This is a genomic window from Salinibacterium sp. UTAS2018, from assembly GCF_004118935.1.
In the GTDB taxonomy this organism is placed as follows: Bacteria; Actinomycetota; Actinomycetes; order Actinomycetales; family Microbacteriaceae; genus Rhodoglobus.
This window is the reverse complement of record NZ_CP035375.1, coordinates 1,054,696-1,076,828: the sequence shown is the minus strand read 5'-3', so window position 1 is coordinate 1,076,828 and position 22,133 is coordinate 1,054,696. Positions and strand designations below refer to the sequence as shown.

The window sequence follows — 22,133 nt, the reverse complement described above, 5'->3', positions numbered from 1 at the left end:
CTTAAGGACTGCAAAGGAATGGAATGCCATGGCGGATCTCGAGATCGACTTTGCCAAGTTGACCGAACTGCAGTCGACGATGGCCACGGTACAGACAGAGTTTGGTCTGGCGGAGGCGTTCAGCGAAGCGGTCGCGGACCTGTGCGGCCATGATGGTTTGGCCGGCACAGTAAAAGATTTTGGTTCGCAATGGAACCTGCGCCGCGCAGAACTCATCACGGAACTCAGCCAGATCGCAGACGCCGTTCGCAGCGTGCACGACACGATGAAAGAGCTTGACCAGTCGCTGTCCGAAACCGTCGAGTCGTATCGGTCGCCGGCGGCGCTGCGTGCCTATCGTTCAGAGCCGCTGCCCACGCCGATTCCGACCCCAGCACCTCCACTCCTGAATGCCTCACGCGATGGAGGGGTCTGATGTCTGATCTTCTCGCCCTCCCGGGCGACCCGACCGCTCTCGCCTCGTATGGCAAGCGGTACTTGACCATCGCCGACGCGATCACAGACACCACCCTGCGGCTCAACACCTTCGCTTCGGATGTTGCTGGCGCCGGCGAGGCCGTGACGGCACTGTCCGAACGTTCGTCGAGCGCAGCAGCGCGGCTTGCCAGAGCTCAGCCGCGTTACGGTGCGACCGCGCAGGCGATCTCGGTTTACGCGGTAAGCCTTCGCGATGCGCACGATGCCGCTAGCAGTGCCATTGAGCGGGCCGACGCTGCCGCGGCTGAACTCCCGTATTACGAAAATCTTCGCTCAGATCTTTCGAATCGACTCTACGGACCTCAAACGGGCACGGAGTTCGAGCAGGTCTCGGCGCAGTTACGTCAGGCTCAGAGCCACGTGGACGAGCTGGACGCGGGCGTGGCGGATGCTCGCGCAGCCTACGATCGTGCGGTTAACTATCGTGACGAAGCTGCTCGGTTAGCGATCGCGGCGATCGAGCCCGCGCTCGAAGCGATGAATGACACGCTGCGCGATCAGGTGAACTCGTGGGTCGAATCGCTCCCAGGAGGCGAGAGCCTTCTCGGTCAGTGGCTGACCGACGTTCTATCAGGGGTGCTCGAACCACTCCAGACGCTCGTCATAGCAGTGGTCGAGCTCACGATCTGGGTGAATACCGTCGTCTCTCTGTTCTGGGAGATTATGTCCAACCTTCCACCCGAAAAGACGCTGTTGCAGGCGCTGCTGCCGGGAGTTGTACTGGCTCACGCAGCCGGACTCTCTGCATTGTTAGCGATCCGCCTCTCCAACGAGGAGCGTCGTCCTACGCCCGCGATGGTGCGGCTACCGCCGCAGGATCAGCAGCCAGCGCGCGACTATGAAGATCTCATGACGCGCAACGCGAAGCTGGATGGCGAAGGCCAAGCTGACTCAACCGTGGTTGAAATTGTCGAAGTCCTCGACGAGCACGGAAACCGTCTCGGGTGGCGCGTTCTGCTGCCGAGCACTCAGGACTGGCAGGAAGCGAATGGCGTTTTTGAGGGGGCATGGAAGCCTCAAGGTGATCAGGGTGCGATGAATGATCTCGATTCGAATCTTTCATTGATGCTCGCTCCGAGCCAGCAAGCGGCCTACGAGCGTGCGGTAACTCAGGCGATGATGGACGCGGGTGTGCTTCCGGGCGATCCGGTAATGCTCAGCGGGTGGAGCCAGGGCGGCATTCTGGCGGGCAAAATGGCAGCAGACCCGTTGAGCCCGTTCAGCATTCAAGCCGTCTTCACGTCAGGCTCTCCGATCGACCTGATGGATATTCCCGAGAGCGTCTCCGTTATATCGGTGCAGCACAAGGGCGATCCTGTTCCCAAGCTGGACTCGCCTTGGTCGGGAGGCACCCAGCGACCGCATTGGGTGACCGTAAGCACGGATGCTCCCATCGACCCCGCCACCGGAAACCCGGTGTTTGCGCATAGCTCCTCGGCTTATACGGGGTCGGCCGATGCGATGGTCGACAGCAGTAGCGACCCGCGGGTGTTGGCTCAGAAACAAGAACAGGCAATGTTCTTCTCCGAATACGAGCGCGTTTTTATCTACGAGGGGTCGGAGTGATGACGGTTCATCAGCGGACAAGTGGTATCGCGAGGCGGATGCGCCTGAGCGCTGCCGCTCTCGTCACCATTCTGACGGTAGTGCTGCTTACGGCCTGTGGGTTGATTTACACAGGACCGTCGGACGAAGAGCAAGACGATGACGTGCGCACTGCGCTGATGGAGGCGGTGCCGACAATAACGGGAGTGCACGGCGGGGCCTACTACGACGGTCCTCGGCAGGCGTACTCGGTCAAAATTTATGTTTCAGAGTTGCCCGAAGACGAGTTACCTCTAGTGGTGGATGAAGCGCTCAAGGCAGTGTGGCAATCGTTGTCCTTCAGCCCAGCCCATATCTCGCTGTCCGTTGTGGAGGGCCCGATGCCGCCGGACGCATCAACGCTAACGGAGGACGGCTTCGACTTGGGTCCCGCGATCGACGAACTCGGCCTGCTCGGCGCCAAAGACACATTCAGGAGCCTGATCGCTCCGGCGTCCACGCTGGAAGCCCGCTACGGCGAATGGACGGGACCCAACGATGGTTGATCGTCAGCTGCCCCACACGCCTTTACCCGAGTTGAAGTTCGCCCTGCCGGGGGAGTGGCGGCAAGTGCCGCTGCACGATGAAGTGTCGGCACGGGCATCCATCCGACGGCTCATCGACGCGCGAGTAGGGAGAGCAGACGAACACGCGCAGTTGAGAGACAGCATGCGGCGTCAGCTCTTCGATGGTCTCGCGGCCGCGATTGAGGGCGACGGCCAGTCGATGACGGTTGCACTCGATGTGATCGAAGGCGTGCCGTTCTCGGCATCGTTCACGGTGTACCTTCCGCCGCTCGGCATGACACCCGCCGTCGGAACTGCACCGGCCGAAGTGATGCGCGTGCTGCAATCAGGGCTCGCGGCAATGCCCGACCTGCACCCCGAGACGGTGGCGCGTTTCGCAACGACAGACTCAGAGGTGCTCCGTACGCACCACCTTCGACAGGTCGCCGCCGCAGTCGAAGAAGACGCTGGCGACGCTCTTCCGACGCTCGTGGCCCAGTATTGGCTGACGATTCCTGAGACGAAGCGCGTTATTCTCGTCGTCTTCTCTACCGTATTCGTCGACCTTGAACAGATCATGCTCAACTTCTTCGACTCCATTGTGCGGGCCTCCCATTGGGAGTGATCTGAAGATCAGCCGGTAGCTGACATCCATAACCCACATGAGTTAAGGTTGGCTTTTCTGGGCTTGTAGAGATGGGTGCGCGCGGATGACTGCTGCAGACGAGAATGAGTTCATCGTTCCGCCTCCCGGCATGGCCCCGAAGCGAGTCGAACAAGTTCCGCCGTCCCCAGCGGCTGCCGAGGAAAACGACGTCATAGATCTTCCTCCGGGCCTCGTGGACTCTGGAACCTTCCGCATTCCGCAACGCAGGGAGACGGCTGCCGCCCCAGCCCCCGCGCACGCGGCAGAGATCCCCGTTTTTTTCCCCGTCACAGCACCGGGGATGCCGGTCGACGAAAAATCCAGCGCACTGTCTGCTGCTCCCGCTCCACCGGTTGAACAGCACTACGCGCCGCCTCGCCTCGAAGACGCTATCGCACCAGCACCAGCACCAGCACCAGCGCCGCCTACGCCGACGATCGAAGCCGACGATGCGATCGACGAAGAAACTCACTTCGCCCGCGCGGACAGCAGGGTGCCCGCATCCCCGAGGTGGCAACTGACGTTCGCCGACGGCTCGACGGTCGTGCTTGATCGCACCACACTTCTAGGGCGGGGCCCAGCGGCCAACCCCCAGTGGCCGGATGCCCGACTGCTGCCAGTCGCTGACCCCAGCAAGTCTGTTTCCAAGACACACGCGGCGCTCCAGCTGACTGCTGCGGGCGACCTGCGCGTGCACGATTTACATTCCACGAATGGCGTGCACGTGACTGCGCCAGGCGAAATTGAGCGAGAAGTGCATCCCGGTACGGTGCACCCTCTGACGAAAAGTGGGCAGATCCGGCTAGGCCAATTCGTGATCGTTGTCGAGCGCAGCTAAGCGCGCGAACGGCGAACACGCACGCCATCACCGCTCTCCGCAGCGCGCACTTTAGCGATCAAAACCGACAGGGCTGCGCGGCATAGACTAGAGAGATTGAGCCGCGTTTTTTGCGGTGCGATCGTTGATTCGAAAGAGGTGCTCTATGGGCAAGACCCTGGCAGAGAAAGTGTGGGATGACCATCTGGTCGTCAAGGGTGCCGACGGCACGCCCGACCTTATCTACATCGACCTTCACCTTGTGCACGAAGTCACGAGCCCTCAAGCATTCGACGGACTTCGGATGGCCGGCCGCCCGGTTCGCCGCCCCGACCTCACGATCGCCACCGAAGACCACAACACGCCGACTCTCGCGATCCACAAGCCGATCGCTGACCTCACGAGCCGCACGCAGATTCAGACTCTGCGCAACAACGCTAAAGAGTTCGGAGTGCGGCTGCACTCGCTCGGCGACATCGAGCAGGGCATCGTTCACGTTGTCGGACCGCAGCTCGGCCTGACCATGCCCGGCATCACTGTTGTCTGCGGCGACTCGCACACCAGCACGCACGGAGCCTTCGGCGCCATGGCGTTCGGCATCGGCACGAGTGAAGTCGAGCACGTTCTCGCCACTCAAACTCTTCCGCTGAAAGCCTTCAAGACGATGGCAATCACCGTTGAGGGTGAGCTGCGCCCCGGGGTCACTGCCAAGGACATCATCCTCGCCGTCATTGCGCAGATCGGAACCGGCGGTGGGCAAGGTTACGTTCTCGAATTCCGCGGCAGCGCCATCCGCTCCCTCTCTATGGAGGGCCGCATGACGATCTGCAACATGTCGATCGAAGCGGGCGCTCGCGCCGGCATGATCGCGCCCGACCAGATCACGTACGACTACCTCAAGGGCCGCCCGCACGCACCAGAAGGTGCCGACTGGGATGCCGCCGTCGAATATTGGGACACCCTAGCGACCGACGATGACGCCGTCTTCGACGCCGAAGTCTTCCTCGACGCCAATACCTTGGAGCCCTTCGTGACTTGGGGGACCAACCCCGGCCAGGGAGTGTCGCTCAGCGACAACGTTCCGGTTCCCGGCGACATCGCCGACCCCAACGAGCGGGCCTCGGCCGAGCGCGCGCTCGAATACATGGCGCTCGATGCCGGTATGCCCATGAAGGACATCCGCGTGGATGCCGTCTTCATGGGATCGTGCACCAACAGCCGCATCGAAGACCTCCGGGCTTTCACCTCGATCATTCAGGGCCGCAAGAAGGCCGACCACGTGCGCGTCATGGTTGTGCCCGGCTCTGCCCGTGTTCGTCTCGAAGCAGAAGCGGAAGGCCTCGACAAGATTGTCGAAGAGTTCGGCGCCGAATGGCGTTTCGCTGGTTGCTCGATGTGCCTGGGTATGAACCCTGACCAGCTGGCTCCGGGGGAGCGTTGCGCCTCCACCAGTAACCGCAACTTCGAAGGTCGCCAAGGTAAGGGTGGGCGCACCCATCTGGTGTCGCCGCTCGTTGCCGCGGCCACCGCGATCCGCGGAACGCTCTCAAGCCCGTGGGATCTCGAGAACAGCCCGCTGCCCGAACAACTGGCGCTCGCCGCTACGACCGCTGAGGAGTCCCGCTAATGGACAAGATCACGACCATCAGCGGAGTCGCCGTTCCGCTCAAGCGCAGCAACGTTGACACCGACCAGATCATCCCAGCTGAGTTTCTCAAGCGAGTGACGAAGACTGGCTTCGAAGACGCCCTCTTCTTCGGCTGGCGCCAAGACCCTGACTTCATCCTTAACCGTGAGCCTTACAGCCACGGCAAAATTCTCATCGCAGGTTCAGACTTCGGTACTGGCTCCAGCCGTGAGCACGCCGTCTGGGCTCTTCGCGACTTCGGCTTCCAAGCCGTGCTCAGTTCGCGATTCGGAGACATTTTCCGCGGTAACTCGGGCAAGCAGGGTCTTTTGGCAGCGCAATTGACTGAGGCGGACATCGAGACTTTGTGGGCCCTCGTCGAGGCCGACTCTGAACTCGAAGTGAGCGTCGACCTTGAATCACGCACCGTGAGTGCAGGATCTGCACAGTTCTCTTTCGAGATTGACGATTACACTAGATGGCGTTTGCTCGAAGGCCTCGATGACATCGGCCTCACCCTGAGAAACGAAACAGACATCACGGAGTTCGAAAGCCGCCGCGAATCATGGCGACCTAAGACTTTGCCAGCGAAGTAGAGGTAACGATGAATCCATTGGCACAAGACGCGACCGCGGCAGCCAAGCGCTCAGGACTGCATTCCAACCAGATCGTCATCAACGGCGGCAAGCCGCTTCGCGGACGTATCAACGTTCGTGGTGCCAAGAACCTCGCTACTAAAGCAATGGTAGCGGCGCTTCTCGCTGACACCCCCAGCGTTCTCAGGGACGTTCCGGCCATTAGCGACGTCGGCGTCGTTACCGGGATGCTTGAGGCCTACGGCGTTACGGTCACCGAGACCAGTGACGGCGAACTCACCCTCGACCCCAAGAACGTACTCAAGGCACACTTCGCCAAGATTGATGCCCTTGCCGGTTCTAGCCGTATCCCGATCCTCTTCTGCGGTCCGCTTCTTCACCGCCTCGGCGAAGCTCTCATCCCTGACCTCGGTGGTTGCCGCATCGGCGACCGCCCCATTGACTTCCATTTGGATGCTCTGCGTGCCTTCGGCGCTGTCGTTGACAAGAGCTATGAGGGCATTCGCCTCACGGCTCCCGACGGCCTCCACGGCGCGAACATCGATCTGCCCTACCCGAGCGTGGGAGCAACCGAACAGGTCTTGCTCACCGCTGTGCTGGCCAAGGGCGTCACTGAGCTCAAGGGCGCAGCAATCGAGCCCGAGATCATGGATCTCATCGCCATCTTGCAAAAGATGGGCGCCATTATCAATGTTGAGCCCAACCGCGTCATCTTCATTGAGGGTGTAGAGAAGCTCAGCGGCTACAACCACCGCGCGCTGTTCGACCGCAACGAGGCCGCCAGCTGGGCATCCGCCGCACTGGCAACGGGCGGAGACATCTTCGTCGAGGGTGCTTTGCAGCAAGAGCTCATGACCTTTTTGAACATCTTCCGCAAGGTTGGTGGCGCTTTCGACATCGCTGAAGACGGCATCCGTTTCTGGCACCCGGGCGGGCCGCTCAAGCCGGTTGTTATCGAGACTGACGTTCACCCCGGCTTCATGACCGACTGGCAGCAGCCGCTTATCGTGGCGCTCACCCAGGCTGAAGGCCGTTCAGTCGTTCACGAGACCGTGTACGAAAACCGTTTGGGCTTCACATCGGCGCTAATCGAGATGGGCGCCAACATCGAGGTCTTCGAAGAGGGAATCGAGTCGGTCAGCCGTCGCGTGCCTCGTCGTCCGCTGGAGCAGGCCGCCGTCATTATTGGGCCGACGCCGCTGCACGGAGCAGACGTCGAGATTCCTGACCTGCGTGGTGGCTTCAGCCACCTCATTGCGGCGCTGACTGCTGACGGGCAATCGACCGTGAGCAACATCGGCATCATTGCGCGTGGGTACGAACACTTCATCGACAAGCTCGAATCGCTGGGCGCTGACTTCGTCTACGAGGGATAGCCGCCGGTGACCTCGAGCTCACCGCAACCGAAGCGACGAAAGTCCGAGAAAACGGCCGCTTTTCGCGTGCTCGCTTTTCTGTTGCTGCCCACCATGACGGTGTTGGCGAAGTTCACTCTGCACGACTCACACCACGTTCCTGCCGAGGGTGCCTTCGTGATGTCGCCGAACCACTACAGCAATATCGACCCCGTCGTGATCGGTGTGGGGATGTGGAAACTGGGGCGCATGCCGCGCTACATGGCCAAGGCCTCGTTGTTTAAGGTGCCCGTCGTGGGATGGCTGCTGAGGCAATCTGGGCAGGTTCCTGTCGAACGCGTGTCTCGAGGGCGCCAGAGTGCCGACCCGATGAAAGCGGCCCGGCAGATCGCTGACCAGGGCCTTGCCGTGGTCATTTATCCGGAAGGTTCGTTGACGCGCGAACCCAACATGTGGCCGATGCGTGGCAAGTACGGCGCAGTGCGAACGGCGCTCGAAGCGGGTATACCGCTCATCCCGACTGCCAGTTGGGGCGCGCACGAAATCCTGCCGCGATACTCAAAACGTATTAGTGTTTTTCCCCGTAAGACAATTCACATTCGATTTGGTGAACCCATCGATCTCTCGGAATACGAGGGCAAGCATGTGGATTCGCGTGTGCTCGCCGAAGCAACGGAGAAACTCATGACTGCCATCACGACGCTGCTGGAAGAATTGCGCCAAGAGAGCGCCCCCGCGGTGCGCTACAACCCCGCCGAGCATGGTCAAAGCGAGACCGGCCGATTCGAGGGCAAATAACGTGATTAACGACAACGCTGAAACGCCCGAAACCCCTCGCCGCGTCGCCGTTCTTGGCGCCGGATCCTGGGGAACGACATTCTCTAAGATTCTGGCTGACGGCGGCAACGACGTAGCGCTCTGGGCGCGGCGCCCGGAGCTTGCTCGCGAGATCTCCCAGTCCAAGCGCAACAGTGACTACCTCCCCGGCATCAACCTGCCACGCTCGCTCTGGGCGAGCGACAAGCTGCCTGAAGTTCTGGATGGCGCGGAGCAGGTGTACCTTTCCGTGCCCGCGCAGTCCCTCCGCGAGAACCTTCGCATCGTGCGCGAACTGATCCCCGAGAACGCGATCATCGTTTCGCTCATGAAGGGTGTTGAAAAGGGCACCGGAGCGCGCATGAGTGAAGTGATTCTGCAAGAGCTGGGCATCGACCCCAGCAGGGTGGCCGTGGCATCCGGCCCCAACTTGGCGCTCGAAATCGCCAAAGAGCAGCCGACCGCTGCCGTCATGAGCAGTGCCAGCCTCGAAACAGCCACCGCCGTCGCGGTAACCGCGCGCAACCGTTACTTCCGCTCGTTCGTGAACACCGACGTCATCGGTACCGAGTTCGGCGGAGTGCTCAAGAACCTCATCGCTGTCGCAATTGGAATTGTGGATGGTGTGGGGTACGGCGAGAACACCAAGGCGTCAATCATCACGCGTGGCCTTGCCGAAATGACCGACTTCTCGGTCGCTTTCGGTGCCCGCGCAGAAACACTCGCCGGTCTCGCCGGTCTCGGTGACCTCATCGCAACCTGCGAGTCATCGCTCTCGCGCAATAACACCGCCGGTCGCCTTCTGGGCCAGGGCTACAGCTTCTCTGAAGTCATCAAGCAGATGAACCAGACCGCTGAGGGCCTATCGTCCGTGGCGCCGATTCTTGAACTTGCGCTCTCGAAGGGCGTGGATATGCCGATTGCGAGCCAGGTCGCCGAAGTTCTGGCAGGCACGCTCGCCCCGCGCGATATTGCGCCGCATCTCACCACTGACGATCTTCCTCAAGGGGAGTAAATAATGACGATCCAGCCCACGCCAACCGTGAGCGGTCCTGTGACAGTGGTGCTGCTCTTTGGCGGCCGTTCGTCAGAACACAGCATCAGTTGCGCCACTGCCGGGGGAGTGCTCTCGGCAATTGACCGCGACAAGTACACCGTCATCCCCGTCGGCATTACTCGTGACGGCGCCTTCACGCTGCAGCCTGACAACGCTGAGACCTTCACGCTCAACTCCGAGGCGATGCCCGAGGTCGTTGACAACGGCACGCGCGTGCGCTGGCCCGACTCGGCTACCTCTCGCGAAATGACCGTGGTGGATGCCGACGGCAGCGTCCGCATCCTCGGCGAGGTCGACATTGTGTTCCCCATCTTGCACGGACCTTTCGGCGAAGACGGCACCATTCAGGGCCTCGTCGAGCTCTCCGGCTTGCCCTACGTGGGCAATGGCGTGCTCGCCTCGGCCATGGGCATGAACAAGCACTTCACGAAGCTCGCTCTTGAGGCCGCCGGCGTCGCGGTTGCACCGTGGGTGACTGTGTCGGCGCTCGAGTGGCAACGCACTCCGGATGTCTGGCGCACGCGCGCATCCAGCCTCGGTTTCCCCGTCTTTGTGAAGCCTGCCCGCGCTGGCTCCTCCGTGGGCGTGACGAAGGTCTCGAGCCGCGATGAACTCGATGCTGCTTTCGCCACCGCTTTTGCCGAAGACTCCACCGCTCTGGTCGAGCAGGCGATGACGGGTCGCGAGATTGAGTGCGGCGTGCTCTCGGGTCGCGATGGCGGCGAGACGCGCGTGAGTGTCGCAGGCGAGATCGTCGTCACCGGTCGCGACTTTTATGACTTTGAGGCCAAGTACCTCGATGTGGCCGCAGCCGAACTCATTTGCCCTGCGCCGTTGCGCGACGGTGAACTCTGGCAGATGCAGCGCACCGCAGCCCGTGCTTTCGAATCGATCGGGGGAGCCGGGCTCGCGCGCGTCGACTTTTTCTACGACGGCATCGAATTTGTAGTGAACGAAATCAACACGTTGCCGGGGTTCACGCCGATCTCGATGTTCCCCAAATGCTGGGCCGCTAGCGGAATGAGCTACCCCGAGTTGATCGACGAGCTTATCGAACTCGGTCTCGAAACCGTTCGTTAGGCGGCGATAGCCGGGCTGTTTGCTACCGCGGTGAGCGGGGCATCAGCGTCGGCTGTACCGCCTCGTGCTACTCGGACGACTCTGTCTCGCTTGGTGCCGGTGTATCCGAGAGGGCAACACAGAAGCGATCGGCCGGCACTTGGCTGACGGCGCCCGCGACATCGCTTAGGGCTTCAAAACCGGAGACCTCGTCGCCCTCAATATCGGGGTCGCCATCGCTGTCAACAATGACCTGAACCGCAGGGTCGCGGCCGTACGACGTGAAGACATAGTTGGGGGCATCGCTGTCGTCGCGTAGCCAGTCGATGCCGTCTTCGGGCGCCGTGACGCACGCGAATTCTGCCGTGGGGTCGGGCACGGCAACACCGCAGCGCAGCAAGATAGTGGCGGGTTCGCCCCAGGCTCCAGTGCCTTGAGCATTGGTCTCGCGCTTGTCGAGCCCTGCGACAGTGTCGGGCAACCGCACAATGACATCAGCGCACGAGGGGTTGCCGGCGTCATCTCCGGGTTCTAGCGGCACAGTCGCCGCGCAGCCGCCCAGCGTCGCCAGCAAAGGAACCATCGCAAGCAGGGCGATCAGGGGAGTGCGGGTCGTCGTTCTCATCGCCTTCAGGCTACCGTGAGTTCATGACGATTGACCGCGAGCGCGAGACCCCAGACACTCTCGGAGGCGTGGGCGAACTTGCCGCGCTGAAGCGTATTTTCCCGCGGCTGCCCTCTGCATCTGCCGAATTGATCGGCCCCGGCGATGATTCGGCCGTGCTCGCTACACCCGACAAGCGCGTCGTGATCACGACAGACATGATGATCCACGGCCCCGATTTTCGGCTGGCCTGGTCGAGCCCGTACGACCTCGGGTGGAAGGCTGCGGCTACGAACCTCTCGGATGTCGCCGCGATGGGCGCGGTGCCCACGGGCCTGGTGGTCGCGATTGCAGCCCCGAACGACACCCCTATTTCTTCGCTGGAAGCGATCTCTGATGGGCTGCGCGAAGGCTGCGAAGCTCTCGCGCCCGGCTGCGGAGTGATCGGCGGCGACCTTTCGGTCTCGACCGTGCTCACGATTGTGATCACTGCTTTTGGCGACCTCGAAGGCCGCGCTCCCGTGCTGCGGTCAGGCGCTCGCGTGGGCGACGTGATCGCCGTTTCCGGCACGCTTGGTCTCGCCGCTGAGGGGCTCCGTTTGCTGTTCACCGAGGGGGTCGTTGACGGGGAACCGGATGCCGCAGCCGCCGCCGCGCTGACAGCCCAGCATCCCGAGGCCATAGCCGCCCAACTCAGGCCGGCCCCTCCGATCGCGGACGGCAAAGCCGCCGCGCTTGGCGGAGCCACCGCCATGCTCGACCTGAGCGATGGGCTCGCGCTCGACGCCCGCCGTATCGCGACGGCCAGCGGAGTGGGGCTCGATCTTTCATCCGAAGCAGTGGGCGGGCGAATGCAGCTCGATGGGGGCGAAGACCATTCCTTGCTCGCGACGTTCCCCGAGGCAACAGTGCTGCCGGCAGGGTTCCGGGCCATCGGTCGCGTGGTCGAGGGTGAAGGGCTGCTCGTCGATGGAGTCGCCTACACCGAGCGTGGCGGCTGGGATCCCTACGCCGGGTGGGATGGCGCGGCGGGCTAGAGCGTGCTGAAGCTATGCTCCGCCGAACGGTTCAGCGAAGAGTGCTCCAACGGGTGAACTAGCGTTCGCTGGGCTGAACCCAATACAGCGTGGTGTCGCCGTAGTCTTTGCGGCGGTCGAGTTCGAGCCCGGCGGGCCATTCGGGTTCGGGGTCGCGTGAACTGCGTTCCACGATCACGAGCGCGTCCGGGCTGAGCTGCGGCGCCAGCAGTGCGAGCGCGACGTCGAGCTCGGCATTGCCCAGCTCGTACGGCGGGTCGATAAAGACGAGATCCCACTGATCGCCGGATGTCTCCAAGAAGGTGTGAACGGCGCGCGCAGCGGTGAGAATGATCGGTTTTGAGCCGCGCGGAGCCTTTGCCGCGATGAGCGTCGCGTTCTTGCGGCAGGTGGCAGCGGCGCGAGCGTTGTTTTCGACGAGGGTGACGTGGGGCGCACCGCGAGACGCGGATTCGAGGCCGAGTGCGCCGGTGCCCGCGTAAAGGTCGAGCACGCGCGCACCCTCGATGGCGTCGCGGGCTTCGAGCGCGGAGAAAATCGCTTCGCGCAGGCGGTCGCTCGTGGGGCGAGTTCCGGCGCTGGGAACGGCAATCGTGAGGGAGCCGGCGTATCCGGCAATAATGCGAGTCATAGCGTGTCGAGCCTAGCCCGGGTGAGGGCCTCAGCGGGCTCAACGCCAGTGGTCACCGGTACTCTTCTAGAGTGACCTCGCCCCTCGACCAGAAGCTCAGTGCTGTGCTCGGCGGGCGCACTGCTACCTCCATGCAGCGCGGCCTCGGTTTGCTTACGGTCGGCGACCTCATGACGCACTATCCGCGGCGGTATGCGCGGCGCGGTGAACTCACGGCTCTTGCCGAGTTGCCGCTGGATGAAGCAGTCACGATCGTGGCCGAAGTGCGCGAGGTTCGTAACCGCCCCATGCGCAACAAGCGCGGCTCCATTCTTGAGGTGTCGATCAGCGATGGCACGGGCATCCTGACCCTTACGTTTTTTAATCAAGCCTGGCGCGCGAACGAGCTCATGCCCGGCGTGCGCGGAATCTTCGCCGGCAAAGTCGGGCAGTACCGCGGCACGCGCCAACTGGCGCACCCCGACTACGAACTCTTCGATCGCGATGAGCTCGAGCTAAAAAAGCCTGAGCAGGCCAAGGGCTGGGCTGAGCAGCCAATCCCGATTTATCCCGCTACCGCCACGGTCGCGAGCTGGCAGATTCAGAAAGCGGTCGAGGTCGTACTCGATACCCTCGGCCCGCTGGAGGACCCGGTGCCGGATGCCGTGCGCCGCGAACGCGAACTGCTGCGGTATTCGCAGGCGCTTGAGTTCGTGCACCGCCCCAAGGTCGACTCCGATTGGCGCAGTGCTCGCGATGCCCTGCGCTTTCAAGAAGCTTTCGTGCTGCAGTCCGCTCTCTTGCAGCAGCGCCAGAAGCAGCGCGAGTCTGAGGCGATTGCGCGCACGGCTGGCTCCCTGCTCGAAGGTTTCGATGCTGCGTTGCCGTTTACGCTCACGGGCGACCAGCAGTCCGTCGGCGAGCAGATTTTCCATGACCTCGCCGAGCCTGTGCCGATGAATCGCCTGGTGCAGGGTGAAGTGGGTTCCGGTAAGACGCTCGTCGCGCTGCGGGCAATGTTGGCTGTTGCGCAATCCGGTGGCCAGTCAGCGTTGCTGGCGCCCACCGAGGTGCTTGCTCATCAGCACTTCCGCTCGATCGTGCGCACGCTTGGGCCCGATCTCGCGGCCGAACTGCGCCCGACGCTGATCACTGGTCAGTTGCCCACGGCCGAGCGCAAGAAGGCCCTTCTGGCGACCGTCTCGGGCGCCTCCCGCATCGTCATCGGCACGCACGCTCTCTTGGGCGATGCCGTGAGCTTCGTCGACCTCGGACTCGTCGTCGTCGACGAACAGCATCGCTTCGGCGTTGATCAGCGCGAGGCTCTGCGCCTTAAGGGTGCGAAGCCGCCGCACGTTCTCGTTCTCACCGCCACCCCGATCCCGCGAACGGTCGCGATGACGGTCTTCGGTGACCTCGACATTTCGTCCATCGCTGAGCTTCCTGCTGGCCGCCAGCCGATCAGCAGCCACGTGGTCCCGCTGGCCGAGAAGCCCGGCTGGGTCTCGCGCGTCTGGCAGCGACTGGCCGAAGAACTGGCCATCGGCCGGCAGGGGTTCGTCGTGTGCCCCGCGATTGATGCCAAGACCGAAGAGCCTGGCACCGAGCCCGCCTCGAAATCAACCGACGATCCGGATGCCGGCCCGCCGCGCCCCATTGCCAACGTCACCGAGGTGCTGGCGTCGCTCCGCAGCAACGAGGTTCTCGCGGGCAAGCGGATCGAGGCGCTGCACGGCAAGCTCTCGAGCGACGAGAAAGACGAGCTCATGCGCGCTTTCGCCGCCGGCGACATCGATGTGCTTGTCGCAACGACCGTGATCGAGGTGGGCGTCGACGTGCCCAACGCTTCCGTCATGGTCGTGCTCGATGCCGACCGCTTCGGAGTCTCGCAACTGCATCAGTTGCGCGGCCGCGTGGGCCGTGGTGGCGTCCCCGGCCTGTGCCTGTTTGTGACAGCAGCCGAGGGGGAGTCTTTGGCTCGCGAACGCGTCGAGGCCGTGGCATCCACTCTCGATGGTTTCGAACTGGCCAACAAAGACCTCGAGCTGCGTCGCGAAGGTGACGTGCTCGGCGGAGTGCAATCGGGTGGGCGTTCGAGCCTCAAGCTGCTGCGCGTGGCCAACGACGGGCAGCTGATCACAGAGGCTCGGGAGGCGGCACAAACGGTGCAGGCCGCCGATCCGACCCTTGCGGAGCATCCGGCGCTCGCCGAAGCACTGCAACGCCGCCTCGACGAAAGCGCCGAAGCCTTCCTCGGCAAGAACTAGACCACGCACGAACTGGGCCGGCGCACGAGCTGGCGCTGGCACGAGCTGGGCCCGGCGCTAATCGGGCCCGGCACGAGGCCTCTTGGCGGCCAATGTTGTTTGCCCGCACAGCGAACTCCCACGCGGCGGCAGGCCCCAGCCACTATCGTTGAAGCATGAGTCGGATCGCTGTCGTTCCTGGGTCCTTTGACCCTGTCACCCTGGGCCACCTGGACGTGATTGAGCGGGCGGCAAAAACCTTTGACGAAGTGCACGTTCTCGTCGTGCACAACCCCGGTAAGACGGCTCTTTTGCCGATTGCCCAGCGCGTCTCGCTGCTCGAGCAAGCGATAGCGGATGCTCGGTTTGCGGGCAACATCCGCGTCACCAGCTGGAGCATGGGCTTGCTCGTTGACTACTGCACTGAGGTCGGTGCGAGCGTCATCGTGAAGGGCATCCGTTCTCAAGTGGATGTCGCGTACGAAACTCCTATGGCGATCGTGAACCGCGATCTTGCGGCCGTTGAAACCATCTTTATGCTGCCGAACCCCGCCCACGCGCACGTTTCCAGCTCGCTCGTACGCCAAGTGGCGGCGCTCGGCGGAGACGTTGCGCCGTATGTACCGCGGGTGGTTTCTGAATTTTTGCAAGCGCCGCGCGACTAACACCGGCACAATAGGTTTATGACTCTCACTCTCGGATACAAAGCGTCAGCTGAACAATTCGCCCCGCGCGAACTCGTAGAGATTGCGGTGGCCGCCGAAGCTCACGGCATGGAGAGTGTTGCGGTCAGCGACCACTTTCAGCCGTGGCGTCACGAGGGCGGTCACGCGCCGTTCTCGCTGAGCTGGATGGCGGCGGTGGGGGAGCGCACGAGCACGATTCGTATCGGTACGAGCGTGATGACTCCGACGTTCCGCTACAACCCCGCTGTGCTCGCTCAGGCCTTCGCCACGATGGGCTGCCTCTACCCGGGGCGCATCATGCTTGGTGTCGGAACGGGCGAGGCCCTCAACGAAGTAGCGACCGGATTCCGCGGTGCCGGAGAGCAGGACTGGCCCGAGTTCAAAGAGCGCTTCGCTCGCTTGCGCGAATCGGTCCGTCTCATGCGCGAACTCTGGACCTCCGACCGGGTGTCGTTCGAGGGGGAGTACTACTCCACTCACGGTGCGAGCATTTATGACCGCCCTGACCAGCCCATCCCGATCTACATCGCCGCCGGCGGCCCCATGGTGGCACGGTACGCCGGCCGTGCGGGCGACGGCTTCATCTGCACGTCGGGCAAGGGCATGGCCCTCTACAACGACGCGCTAATCCCCGGCGTCAAGGAGGGCGCGGCCAAGATGGACCGCAAGTTCGAAGACATCGACCGGATGATCGAGATCAAGCTGTCGTACGACACCGATGCTGACGTCGCCCTCGAGAACACCCGTTTCTGGGCGCCGCTCGCTCTCTCCAAGGAGCAGAAGCACGACATCACCGACCCGATCGAGATGGAGCGCGCTGCCGACGCTCTGCCTATCGAACAGATCGCGTCGCGCTGGATCGTGGGCAACGATCCCGACAAGATCGTTGAAGAGATTCGTCCGTACGTGGATGCTGGCCTCAACCACCTCGTGTTCCATGCGCCCGGTGGCGACCAGCGTCGCTTCCTCGAGCTCTTCGAGCGTGACATCGCTCCGCGCTTGCGGGCGCTGTAGGGCCTAGCGCGCGAGACGCGCACACGGGTTAACACACGATGGGCGGATGCGTGAAGCATCCGCCCATCGTTGTTGCGTCGGCAAGAATCGCCGACTACTGACAGCCGGCTAGCTCGTGACCGCGACCTTGTCGGTCGATCGAGACTGGTTGTCGGCGTTGGTGCTGACCTCAATTTTGCGAGGCTTTGCCTTCTCCGACACCGGGATAATCACACTCAGTACGCCGTTGTCGTAGCTAGCGCTGATGTTTTCGCGGTCGATCCCGGCACCGATGCTGAACTGGCGCAGGTAGGAGCCGTAACGACGCTCCTGCGAGAGCCATTTTGCGCCGTCGCGCTCGCCGGCCGTACGCTCGGCGCGGATCGTGAGCAACTGACCATCAACGTCAACGTCAACGGATCCGGGGTCGACACCCGGGAGATCGGCGGTGAGGACGTACTCGTCAGCCTGGCGATAGAGATCCACGGGCATGGGCTGGGTGCCGACGCGGGACTGGGCAGCTGCGGAGAGCCTGTCGAGTTCGGCAAAAGGATCAAATGACAGTGTCATGGGAAACCCCTTTCTCAAAGTTGAGTCACCGTGACTCAACAAGAAAAAATTAGCACTCTCACCCCGAGAGTGCCAAGTCAATTCGCTCACAGTTCGCTGACAACGAAAAGACCGCCGCCGGAGAGATCCGGCGGCGGTCTTTTGTGGTGTTATCAGCGGATGATGAACCGCGGATAGTGGTGCTCGGCGCGAGCCCTGGCCTGAGCCAGTCGTTCGCGACGGAGCTGGTGTTCGGCCCGCTGCTGAGGCGAGGCGAGCAGTCGAGAGCGGTGCGGCCGGCGACTCCAGGTGATGAGAGCGACGCCGAGATGCAGGGCAAGACGGTCGACGACTCCCACGCGACGCGGCATCGCTTGGCGCGGTGCTGCGTCGTGCGGGTTCTGGGCGGCGCTGGGTTCGGGCGGATGGTCATGACGGTCTTTCGGAGCCGCCAGTGTTGCGTTCATGAGATGTCTTTCGTGAGCTGTATTCGTGAGCTGTATTCGTGAGAAAAATGGATGCGGAAGGCGCGCACAAGTGCGCTGTTTCAGGTGGTGACCCAACGGCATCCCCAGTGATCGCGAGTCGCTGAAAGAGGAAAGATCATCGAGAGGCGAACGCACCCGCGAATGAGGGTGCAGACTCGTCAGCCAATCGCCGTTAGCGATGATCGAGTTGGGTCGTGTGCTCCGTGAGCGCCGCCACCGTCAGAACCGGTGAGCGGAAAACGCTAACCGGTTAGGCGGTGGGGGTGCCGACGGAGCCGGCGGTAGTGGGGTTCTTCGTAATAGTGAAAATAAACACGCGAGGCTCCTTTCAATAGTTGGCGTTTGCTCAGTGTAGGGCGAGTCGTTGCTAACGACAAGACCCGCTTTAGGCGCGATGCAAAGCCGTGATGATGGCGTCTGCGAGCTCAGCCGGTTTCGTGAACTGTGGCCAGTGTCCGGTGGGCAGGTCCACGAGTTCGAGGTCGGTGAGCTGCGCGAGTTCGGTGGCGAACGGCGCACCCTTGCTCATCCATTCCCGCACTTGATCAGCCTCGAACTCGCAACAGATCACGGTAGCGGGCACGCTGAAGCGCGCTGGGGTAGAGAGGGATTGCGGGGTGCTCGCGATGAGCGCGGGCTGGGGAATAGCGATTTCGCGAAACCATTCCCGCAGTTCGTCGGTGAGGTCGACGAGGTCTTCGTCGTCGAACACGCTCCAGTCGGGCAGGGGAATTTCGCCGTTGACGGTAGGTAGCTCGGTGTTAATGGGCATGCCGTTCGGCAGGGGCACAGTGTCGACGTGCACGATTCTGGCGAGACAGGTGGGGCGGGCATCCGCTACCGCATGCGCGATCGGGCCACCACCGCTGTGCGCGACAAGAGCGATGCGTGGCGTTGGTTCTTCCTTTTCGTCGCCGTTTTCGCTGCCGTCGGCTTCGACGTGCGTGAGGGCGTCAACGACCGCGACCACGGCCGCAACGTGGTCGGCCAGAGTGACTTCAGCACGGTGAGTGTCGCGGCGACGCAAGCCAGGAAGGGTGAGCGGATGCGCGGTGTGACCGGCATCTCGTAGCGCGCGGGTTATCGGAGCCCAGGAGTCTCCGTCAAGCCAAAATCCGGGGATGAGAATGACGTGCATCAGCGGGCTAGCGGTGCTGATCAATCACGATCGGGCTTCGTGATCGCTCGAGGCTTCGTCTCTGGTGAAACGCACAAGACGCAGCGCGGTCTTTCGTGGTGGGACGGACAGAAAACGCGCCGAGATTCATGCTGACTCCTCATTGAGTAGATCGCCATTATCCGCCCGCAGCCCCGCCAACTCAACGGTTGTGCGAATGGTGGGCCCACTTGGGTCGCCGTAAGCGCCACAATAGACGGATGCCCGTGACTGTTTCTGCACCCCATATCGGCTATGCCGCCATGCTCGAACGTTTTCATCCGCGCGAGGTGATGGGCTTTGCCCAGCACGCGGAGAGTCGGGGTTTCCGCGGCGTCATGGCGGCCGATCACTACCAGCCGTGGGTGCCGCAGCAGGGGCAAGCGTCGTTCGTGTGGAACGTGCTCAGCGGTCTCGGTGAGACGACGACAGGCGATCTCGGCACGGGCGTCACGGCGCCGACTTTTCGTTGGCATCCAGCCATGGTGGCGCAAGCCTCCGCGACCCTCGCTGCGATGAACCCGGGCCGTCACTGGTTGGGCCTCGGCAGCGGCGAAGCGATCAACGAACACATCATTGGGCAGTACTGGCCCGAAGCTCACGAGCGCATCAATCGGATGTTCGAAGCCGTCGAGATCATCAAGAAACTCTTCGCCTCGGGGCTCGCGAATAAAGACGTTCGCCACGAAGGGCAGTTCTATCGCCTCGAATCCACACGCCTCTGGACCATGCCCGACGTCGCCCCCGAAATCTTGGTGGCGACGGCTGGCCCGGTCGCCGCGAAGCGAGCCGGCAAGACCGTCGACGGCCTCATCACCGAAGCCGCACCCCTCGAGAAGATCGACATGCTGCTCAAGCGATTCGCCGAAGGCGCCCGCGAGGCAGGGCGCAGTCGAGAAAGCCAGAGCCGCGTGCTGCGGCTGCACTTGAGCTGGGCCGAAACAGATGAGCAGGCCATGCGCAACGCGCTCACCGAATGGCCGAACGGTGGTTTGCGTTTCGCTAAGAACGACATCCGCTCGCCCTTCGAACTCGAACAGCTTGCCCGCATGGTGCGACCAGAAGACTTCGAGGGGCGGATGCCCGTCAGCGCCGATCCCGACGTGCACCGTGCCTACATCCAGAGCTACCTCGATGCCGGGTTTGATCGCATTTACCTGCACAACGTGGGTCGCAATCAGCGAGAATTTCTGGATGTCTTCGGCCGCGACGTGCTTCCCGCACTGCGCAAGTAGTAGCGCGCGCGAATAATGCCCCACACTAGAAGCGTGAGAATGAGCGCCTGGGCCGTACCCGGCATCCCCGAAATCGTGTCCGGTGACGACCTTGTCGAGGTGATCGCGGGTGCCCTCGTTACAGAGTCCGGCGATGTGAACGCGGGCGGCCTGCTCGACGGCGACATCCTCACTGTGACCTCCAAGATCGTGAGCAAGGCCGAAGGACGTTCGGTTGAAGCAGCCGACCGGGAGCAGGCGATTACCGACGAAACCGTGCGCATCGTTGCTTCGCGCGAGCACCCGAATGGTGTGACGCGCATTGTCGAGAACCGACTCGGTCTCGTGATGGCCGCCGCCGGTGTCGACTCCAGCAACACTCCCGACGGCATTGTTCTGCTCTTGCCGCTCGATCCCGACGCGACCGCGCGCACACTGTGTGCTGGCCTGCGGCAGCGATTCGGCGTGACCGTCGGCCTCGTGATTACCGACACCGTGGGCAGGCCCTGGCGCAAGGGGCAGGCTGACATCGCTATTGGTGCCGCCGGCATCCACGTGCTTGATGACCTGCGAGGCACCGCGGATGCTTCGGGCCGCCCGCTCGCGGTGAGCGTCACGGCGCTCGCGGATGAAGTTGCTGCCGCCACCGATCTCGTCAAGGGCAAGGCCGGGGGATTGCCCGTTGCTGTGCTGCGCGGACTCGGCAGTCACGTTGCTGATCTCGATGCTCCTGGCGCCCGTTCGCTCGTGCGCAGCGGCCCCGAAGACATGTTCAGCCTCGGCACGAAAGAGGCCTGGATGGCGGGCTTCGATGAAGCGCATGACGAGAGCGCCCTCAAAGAGGAATAATGCTCGACTGTCGGTGATTTTGCCTCTACGATAATCGGATGGGGCTCTTCATTTCGTGCGCGTATTTCGAACGCCAATCCGCGATCCACGCTCTCGAAGAACGCCTCCGCGACCGCAAACAATTGCCCTAGTGGTAGACGGGTGTAAGACTCAATCCATGGATGACCCTAGCTCCAGCGTGATGCCCGCCGACGTGTTTCACGATCACTGTCATGCCATTATTCGCAGCGTCTCGACTGTGATCGATGGCAAGGATGAGGCGGTGCGACTGGCGCTGACGGTACTGCTTGCCGAGGGACACCTGCTCATCGAAGACGTTCCTGGCGTCGGCAAAACCATGTTGGCGCGCGCGCTGGCTCGCACGGTCGACAGCACTGTGTCCCGCGTGCAATTCACCCCCGATCTGCTGCCGGCCGATATCACCGGCGTTTCTGTGTACAACCAGAACACGCGCGAATTCGACTTCAAGAAGGGGCCCGTTTTCGCGAACATTCTGATCGGTGACGAGATCAATCGCGCGAGCCCCAAGACGCAGTCGGCCCTGCTCGAGTGCATGGCCGAATCTAGCGTGACCGTCGACGGCACCACGTACGATCTCGAGGCACCGTTCATTGTGGTCGCGACTCAGAACCCGATCGAGATGGAGGGCACTTACCCGCTGCCCGAAGCTCAGCGCGACCGTTTCATGGCTCGCATCTCCATGGGGTATCCGGATGCCGCTGCCGAGCTGGAGATGCTGCGCTCGCGCGAGCTCACGAGCCCGCTCGACGCGCTTGAGGCAGTGGTCTCCGTCGAGCAGTTACGCGAACTCATCGCGACGGTGCGACGCGTCTACGTGAGCACAGCGGTCGAGGAATATGCCGTGGCGATTGCCCAGGCGACCCGTCGTGATCCCGAGGTGCGGTTGGGGGCGAGCCCGCGGGCGACGCTGCATCTCGTCCGGGCGGCAAAGGCTCGGGCGGCGATCGACGGCCGTGACTTCGTCTTGCCCGATGACATCGATGCGCTTGCCGTGACGGTGCTGGCTCACCGAATGATTCCTGCGCGGCATTCCTCGCAGGCATCCACTGTGCTGACGGGACATTCGATCGCTGATGTCATCGAACGTATCGTCGCGGAGACGCCGGTTCCTCTGGCCTCCGCGGCGTCCTAGTCGACGTC

23 protein-coding genes are annotated in these 22,133 nt (G+C 62.7%); 18 read left to right on the top strand and 5 right to left on the bottom strand.

Translation table 11 applies throughout. The features are described 5' to 3' along the window. The first annotated feature begins 28 nt into the window (after positions 1–28). The 11 genes from ESZ53_RS05165 (at position 29) to ESZ53_RS05115 (ending at position 10,561) form a co-directional block, all read left to right on the top strand. Complete coding sequence (locus ESZ53_RS05165; protein WP_129071846.1) at positions 29–415, top strand: hypothetical protein; 387 nt, start codon at positions 29–31, stop codon at positions 413–415. Continuing rightward, positions 415–2,043 carry a hypothetical protein gene (locus tag ESZ53_RS05160; protein ID WP_129071845.1) on the top strand — a complete coding sequence of 543 codons (1,629 nt, stop codon included), beginning with the start codon at positions 415–417 and terminating at the stop codon, positions 2,041–2,043. The genes ESZ53_RS05165 and ESZ53_RS05160 overlap by 1 nt, the downstream gene beginning before the upstream one ends. A 38-nt stretch (positions 2,044–2,081) precedes the next feature. Next, the gene (locus ESZ53_RS05155; RefSeq protein WP_129071844.1) at positions 2,082–2,567 is read left to right on the top strand and encodes a hypothetical protein; all 486 of its coding nucleotides are present in this window, start codon (positions 2,082–2,084) and stop codon (positions 2,565–2,567) included. Continuing rightward, positions 2,560–3,192, top strand: a complete 633-nt coding sequence (locus tag ESZ53_RS05150) for a hypothetical protein (protein ID WP_129071843.1) — start codon at positions 2,560–2,562, stop codon at positions 3,190–3,192. The genes ESZ53_RS05155 and ESZ53_RS05150 overlap by 8 nt, the downstream gene beginning before the upstream one ends. A gap of 85 nt (positions 3,193–3,277) precedes the next feature. Beyond that, positions 3,278–4,051: an FHA domain-containing protein gene (locus ESZ53_RS05145; protein WP_129071842.1), complete on the top strand. Its 774-nt coding sequence runs from the start codon at positions 3,278–3,280 to the stop codon at positions 4,049–4,051. A 145-nt stretch (positions 4,052–4,196) separates the two neighbouring features. Next, positions 4,197–5,657 (top strand): 3-isopropylmalate dehydratase large subunit, encoded by a 1,461-nt coding sequence (leuC, locus tag ESZ53_RS05140; protein WP_129071841.1) that lies wholly within the window; start codon positions 4,197–4,199, stop codon positions 5,655–5,657. Then, the gene (leuD, locus tag ESZ53_RS05135; RefSeq protein ID WP_129071840.1) at positions 5,657–6,253 is read left to right on the top strand and encodes a 3-isopropylmalate dehydratase small subunit; all 597 of its coding nucleotides are present in this window, start codon (positions 5,657–5,659) and stop codon (positions 6,251–6,253) included. Before leuC ends, leuD begins: the two co-directional genes overlap by 1 nt. Positions 6,254–6,261: 8 nt before the next feature. Further along, the gene (murA, locus tag ESZ53_RS05130) at positions 6,262–7,629 is read left to right on the top strand and encodes a UDP-N-acetylglucosamine 1-carboxyvinyltransferase (protein ID WP_129071839.1); all 1,368 of its coding nucleotides are present in this window, start codon (positions 6,262–6,264) and stop codon (positions 7,627–7,629) included. Between the two features lie 6 nt (positions 7,630–7,635). Continuing rightward, on the top strand, positions 7,636–8,406 hold the full coding sequence (locus ESZ53_RS05125; RefSeq protein WP_129071838.1) for a 1-acyl-sn-glycerol-3-phosphate acyltransferase: 771 nt from the start codon (positions 7,636–7,638) through the stop codon (positions 8,404–8,406). Between the two features lies 1 nt (position 8,407). Then, positions 8,408–9,439, top strand: coding sequence for an NAD(P)H-dependent glycerol-3-phosphate dehydrogenase (locus ESZ53_RS05120; RefSeq protein ID WP_246837392.1), 1,032 nt, complete (start codon positions 8,408–8,410; stop codon positions 9,437–9,439). A gap of 3 nt (positions 9,440–9,442) precedes the next feature. Continuing rightward, entirely contained in the window at positions 9,443–10,561 is a 1,119-nt protein-coding gene (locus tag ESZ53_RS05115; RefSeq protein ID WP_129071837.1) for a D-alanine--D-alanine ligase family protein, read from the top strand. Between the two features lie 67 nt (positions 10,562–10,628). On the opposite strand, the gene ESZ53_RS05110 is transcribed toward ESZ53_RS05115, so the two are convergent. Next, the gene (locus ESZ53_RS05110) at positions 10,629–11,165 is read right to left on the bottom strand and encodes a DUF3515 family protein (protein WP_129071836.1); all 537 of its coding nucleotides are present in this window, start codon (positions 11,163–11,165) and stop codon (positions 10,629–10,631) included. A 23-nt stretch (positions 11,166–11,188) separates the two neighbouring features. On the opposite strand from ESZ53_RS05110, the gene thiL reads away from it, so the two are divergent. Then, positions 11,189–12,181, top strand: coding sequence for a thiamine-phosphate kinase (thiL, locus tag ESZ53_RS05105; RefSeq protein WP_129071835.1), 993 nt, complete (start codon positions 11,189–11,191; stop codon positions 12,179–12,181). 58 nt (positions 12,182–12,239) lie between these two features. On the opposite strand, the gene rsmD is transcribed toward thiL, so the two are convergent. Further along, a complete protein-coding gene (gene rsmD / locus ESZ53_RS05100) occupies positions 12,240–12,812 on the bottom strand; it encodes a 16S rRNA (guanine(966)-N(2))-methyltransferase RsmD (protein ID WP_129071834.1) in 573 nt (190 codons plus the stop codon). A 131-nt stretch (positions 12,813–12,943) separates the two neighbouring features. On the opposite strand from rsmD, the gene ESZ53_RS05095 reads away from it, so the two are divergent. From ESZ53_RS05095 to fgd, 3 genes are all read left to right on the top strand, one after another. Further along, entirely contained in the window at positions 12,944–15,058 is a 2,115-nt protein-coding gene (locus ESZ53_RS05095) for an ATP-dependent DNA helicase RecG (protein WP_246837423.1), read from the top strand. A 155-nt stretch (positions 15,059–15,213) separates the two neighbouring features. Next, positions 15,214–15,702, top strand: coding sequence for a pantetheine-phosphate adenylyltransferase (coaD, locus tag ESZ53_RS05090; RefSeq protein ID WP_129071832.1), 489 nt, complete (start codon positions 15,214–15,216; stop codon positions 15,700–15,702). An 18-nt stretch (positions 15,703–15,720) separates the two neighbouring features. Beyond that, on the top strand, positions 15,721–16,737 hold the full coding sequence (gene fgd / locus ESZ53_RS05085; RefSeq protein WP_129071831.1) for a glucose-6-phosphate dehydrogenase (coenzyme-F420): 1,017 nt from the start codon (positions 15,721–15,723) through the stop codon (positions 16,735–16,737). A 108-nt stretch (positions 16,738–16,845) separates the two neighbouring features. Here the strand turns inward: fgd and ESZ53_RS05080 are convergent, their stop codons facing one another. The 3 genes from ESZ53_RS05080 to ESZ53_RS05070 all read right to left on the bottom strand — a co-directional run bounded on the left by ESZ53_RS05080 (position 16,846) and on the right by ESZ53_RS05070 (position 18,915). Then, a complete protein-coding gene (locus ESZ53_RS05080) occupies positions 16,846–17,286 on the bottom strand; it encodes an Hsp20/alpha crystallin family protein (protein WP_129071830.1) in 441 nt (146 codons plus the stop codon). Between the two features lie 152 nt (positions 17,287–17,438). Continuing rightward, the gene (locus ESZ53_RS05075) at positions 17,439–17,732 is read right to left on the bottom strand and encodes a hypothetical protein (protein ID WP_129071829.1); all 294 of its coding nucleotides are present in this window, start codon (positions 17,730–17,732) and stop codon (positions 17,439–17,441) included. Positions 17,733–18,138: 406 nt separating this feature from the next. After that, complete coding sequence (locus tag ESZ53_RS05070) at positions 18,139–18,915, bottom strand: alpha/beta fold hydrolase (RefSeq protein WP_371683550.1); 777 nt, start codon at positions 18,913–18,915, stop codon at positions 18,139–18,141. A gap of 215 nt (positions 18,916–19,130) precedes the next feature. Between ESZ53_RS05070 and ESZ53_RS05065 the strand changes: the two genes are divergently transcribed. The 3 genes from ESZ53_RS05065 to ESZ53_RS05055 all read left to right on the top strand — a co-directional run bounded on the left by ESZ53_RS05065 (position 19,131) and on the right by ESZ53_RS05055 (position 22,125). Next, positions 19,131–20,144 (top strand): TIGR03557 family F420-dependent LLM class oxidoreductase, encoded by a 1,014-nt coding sequence (locus ESZ53_RS05065; protein WP_129071828.1) that lies wholly within the window; start codon positions 19,131–19,133, stop codon positions 20,142–20,144. A gap of 39 nt (positions 20,145–20,183) precedes the next feature. After that, positions 20,184–20,972 (top strand): coenzyme F420-0:L-glutamate ligase, encoded by a 789-nt coding sequence (gene cofE, locus ESZ53_RS05060; RefSeq protein WP_129071827.1) that lies wholly within the window; start codon positions 20,184–20,186, stop codon positions 20,970–20,972. A 181-nt stretch (positions 20,973–21,153) separates the two neighbouring features. Further along, the gene (locus ESZ53_RS05055) at positions 21,154–22,125 is read left to right on the top strand and encodes a MoxR family ATPase (RefSeq protein ID WP_129073504.1); all 972 of its coding nucleotides are present in this window, start codon (positions 21,154–21,156) and stop codon (positions 22,123–22,125) included. The last annotated feature ends 8 nt before the right edge of the window (positions 22,126–22,133 follow it).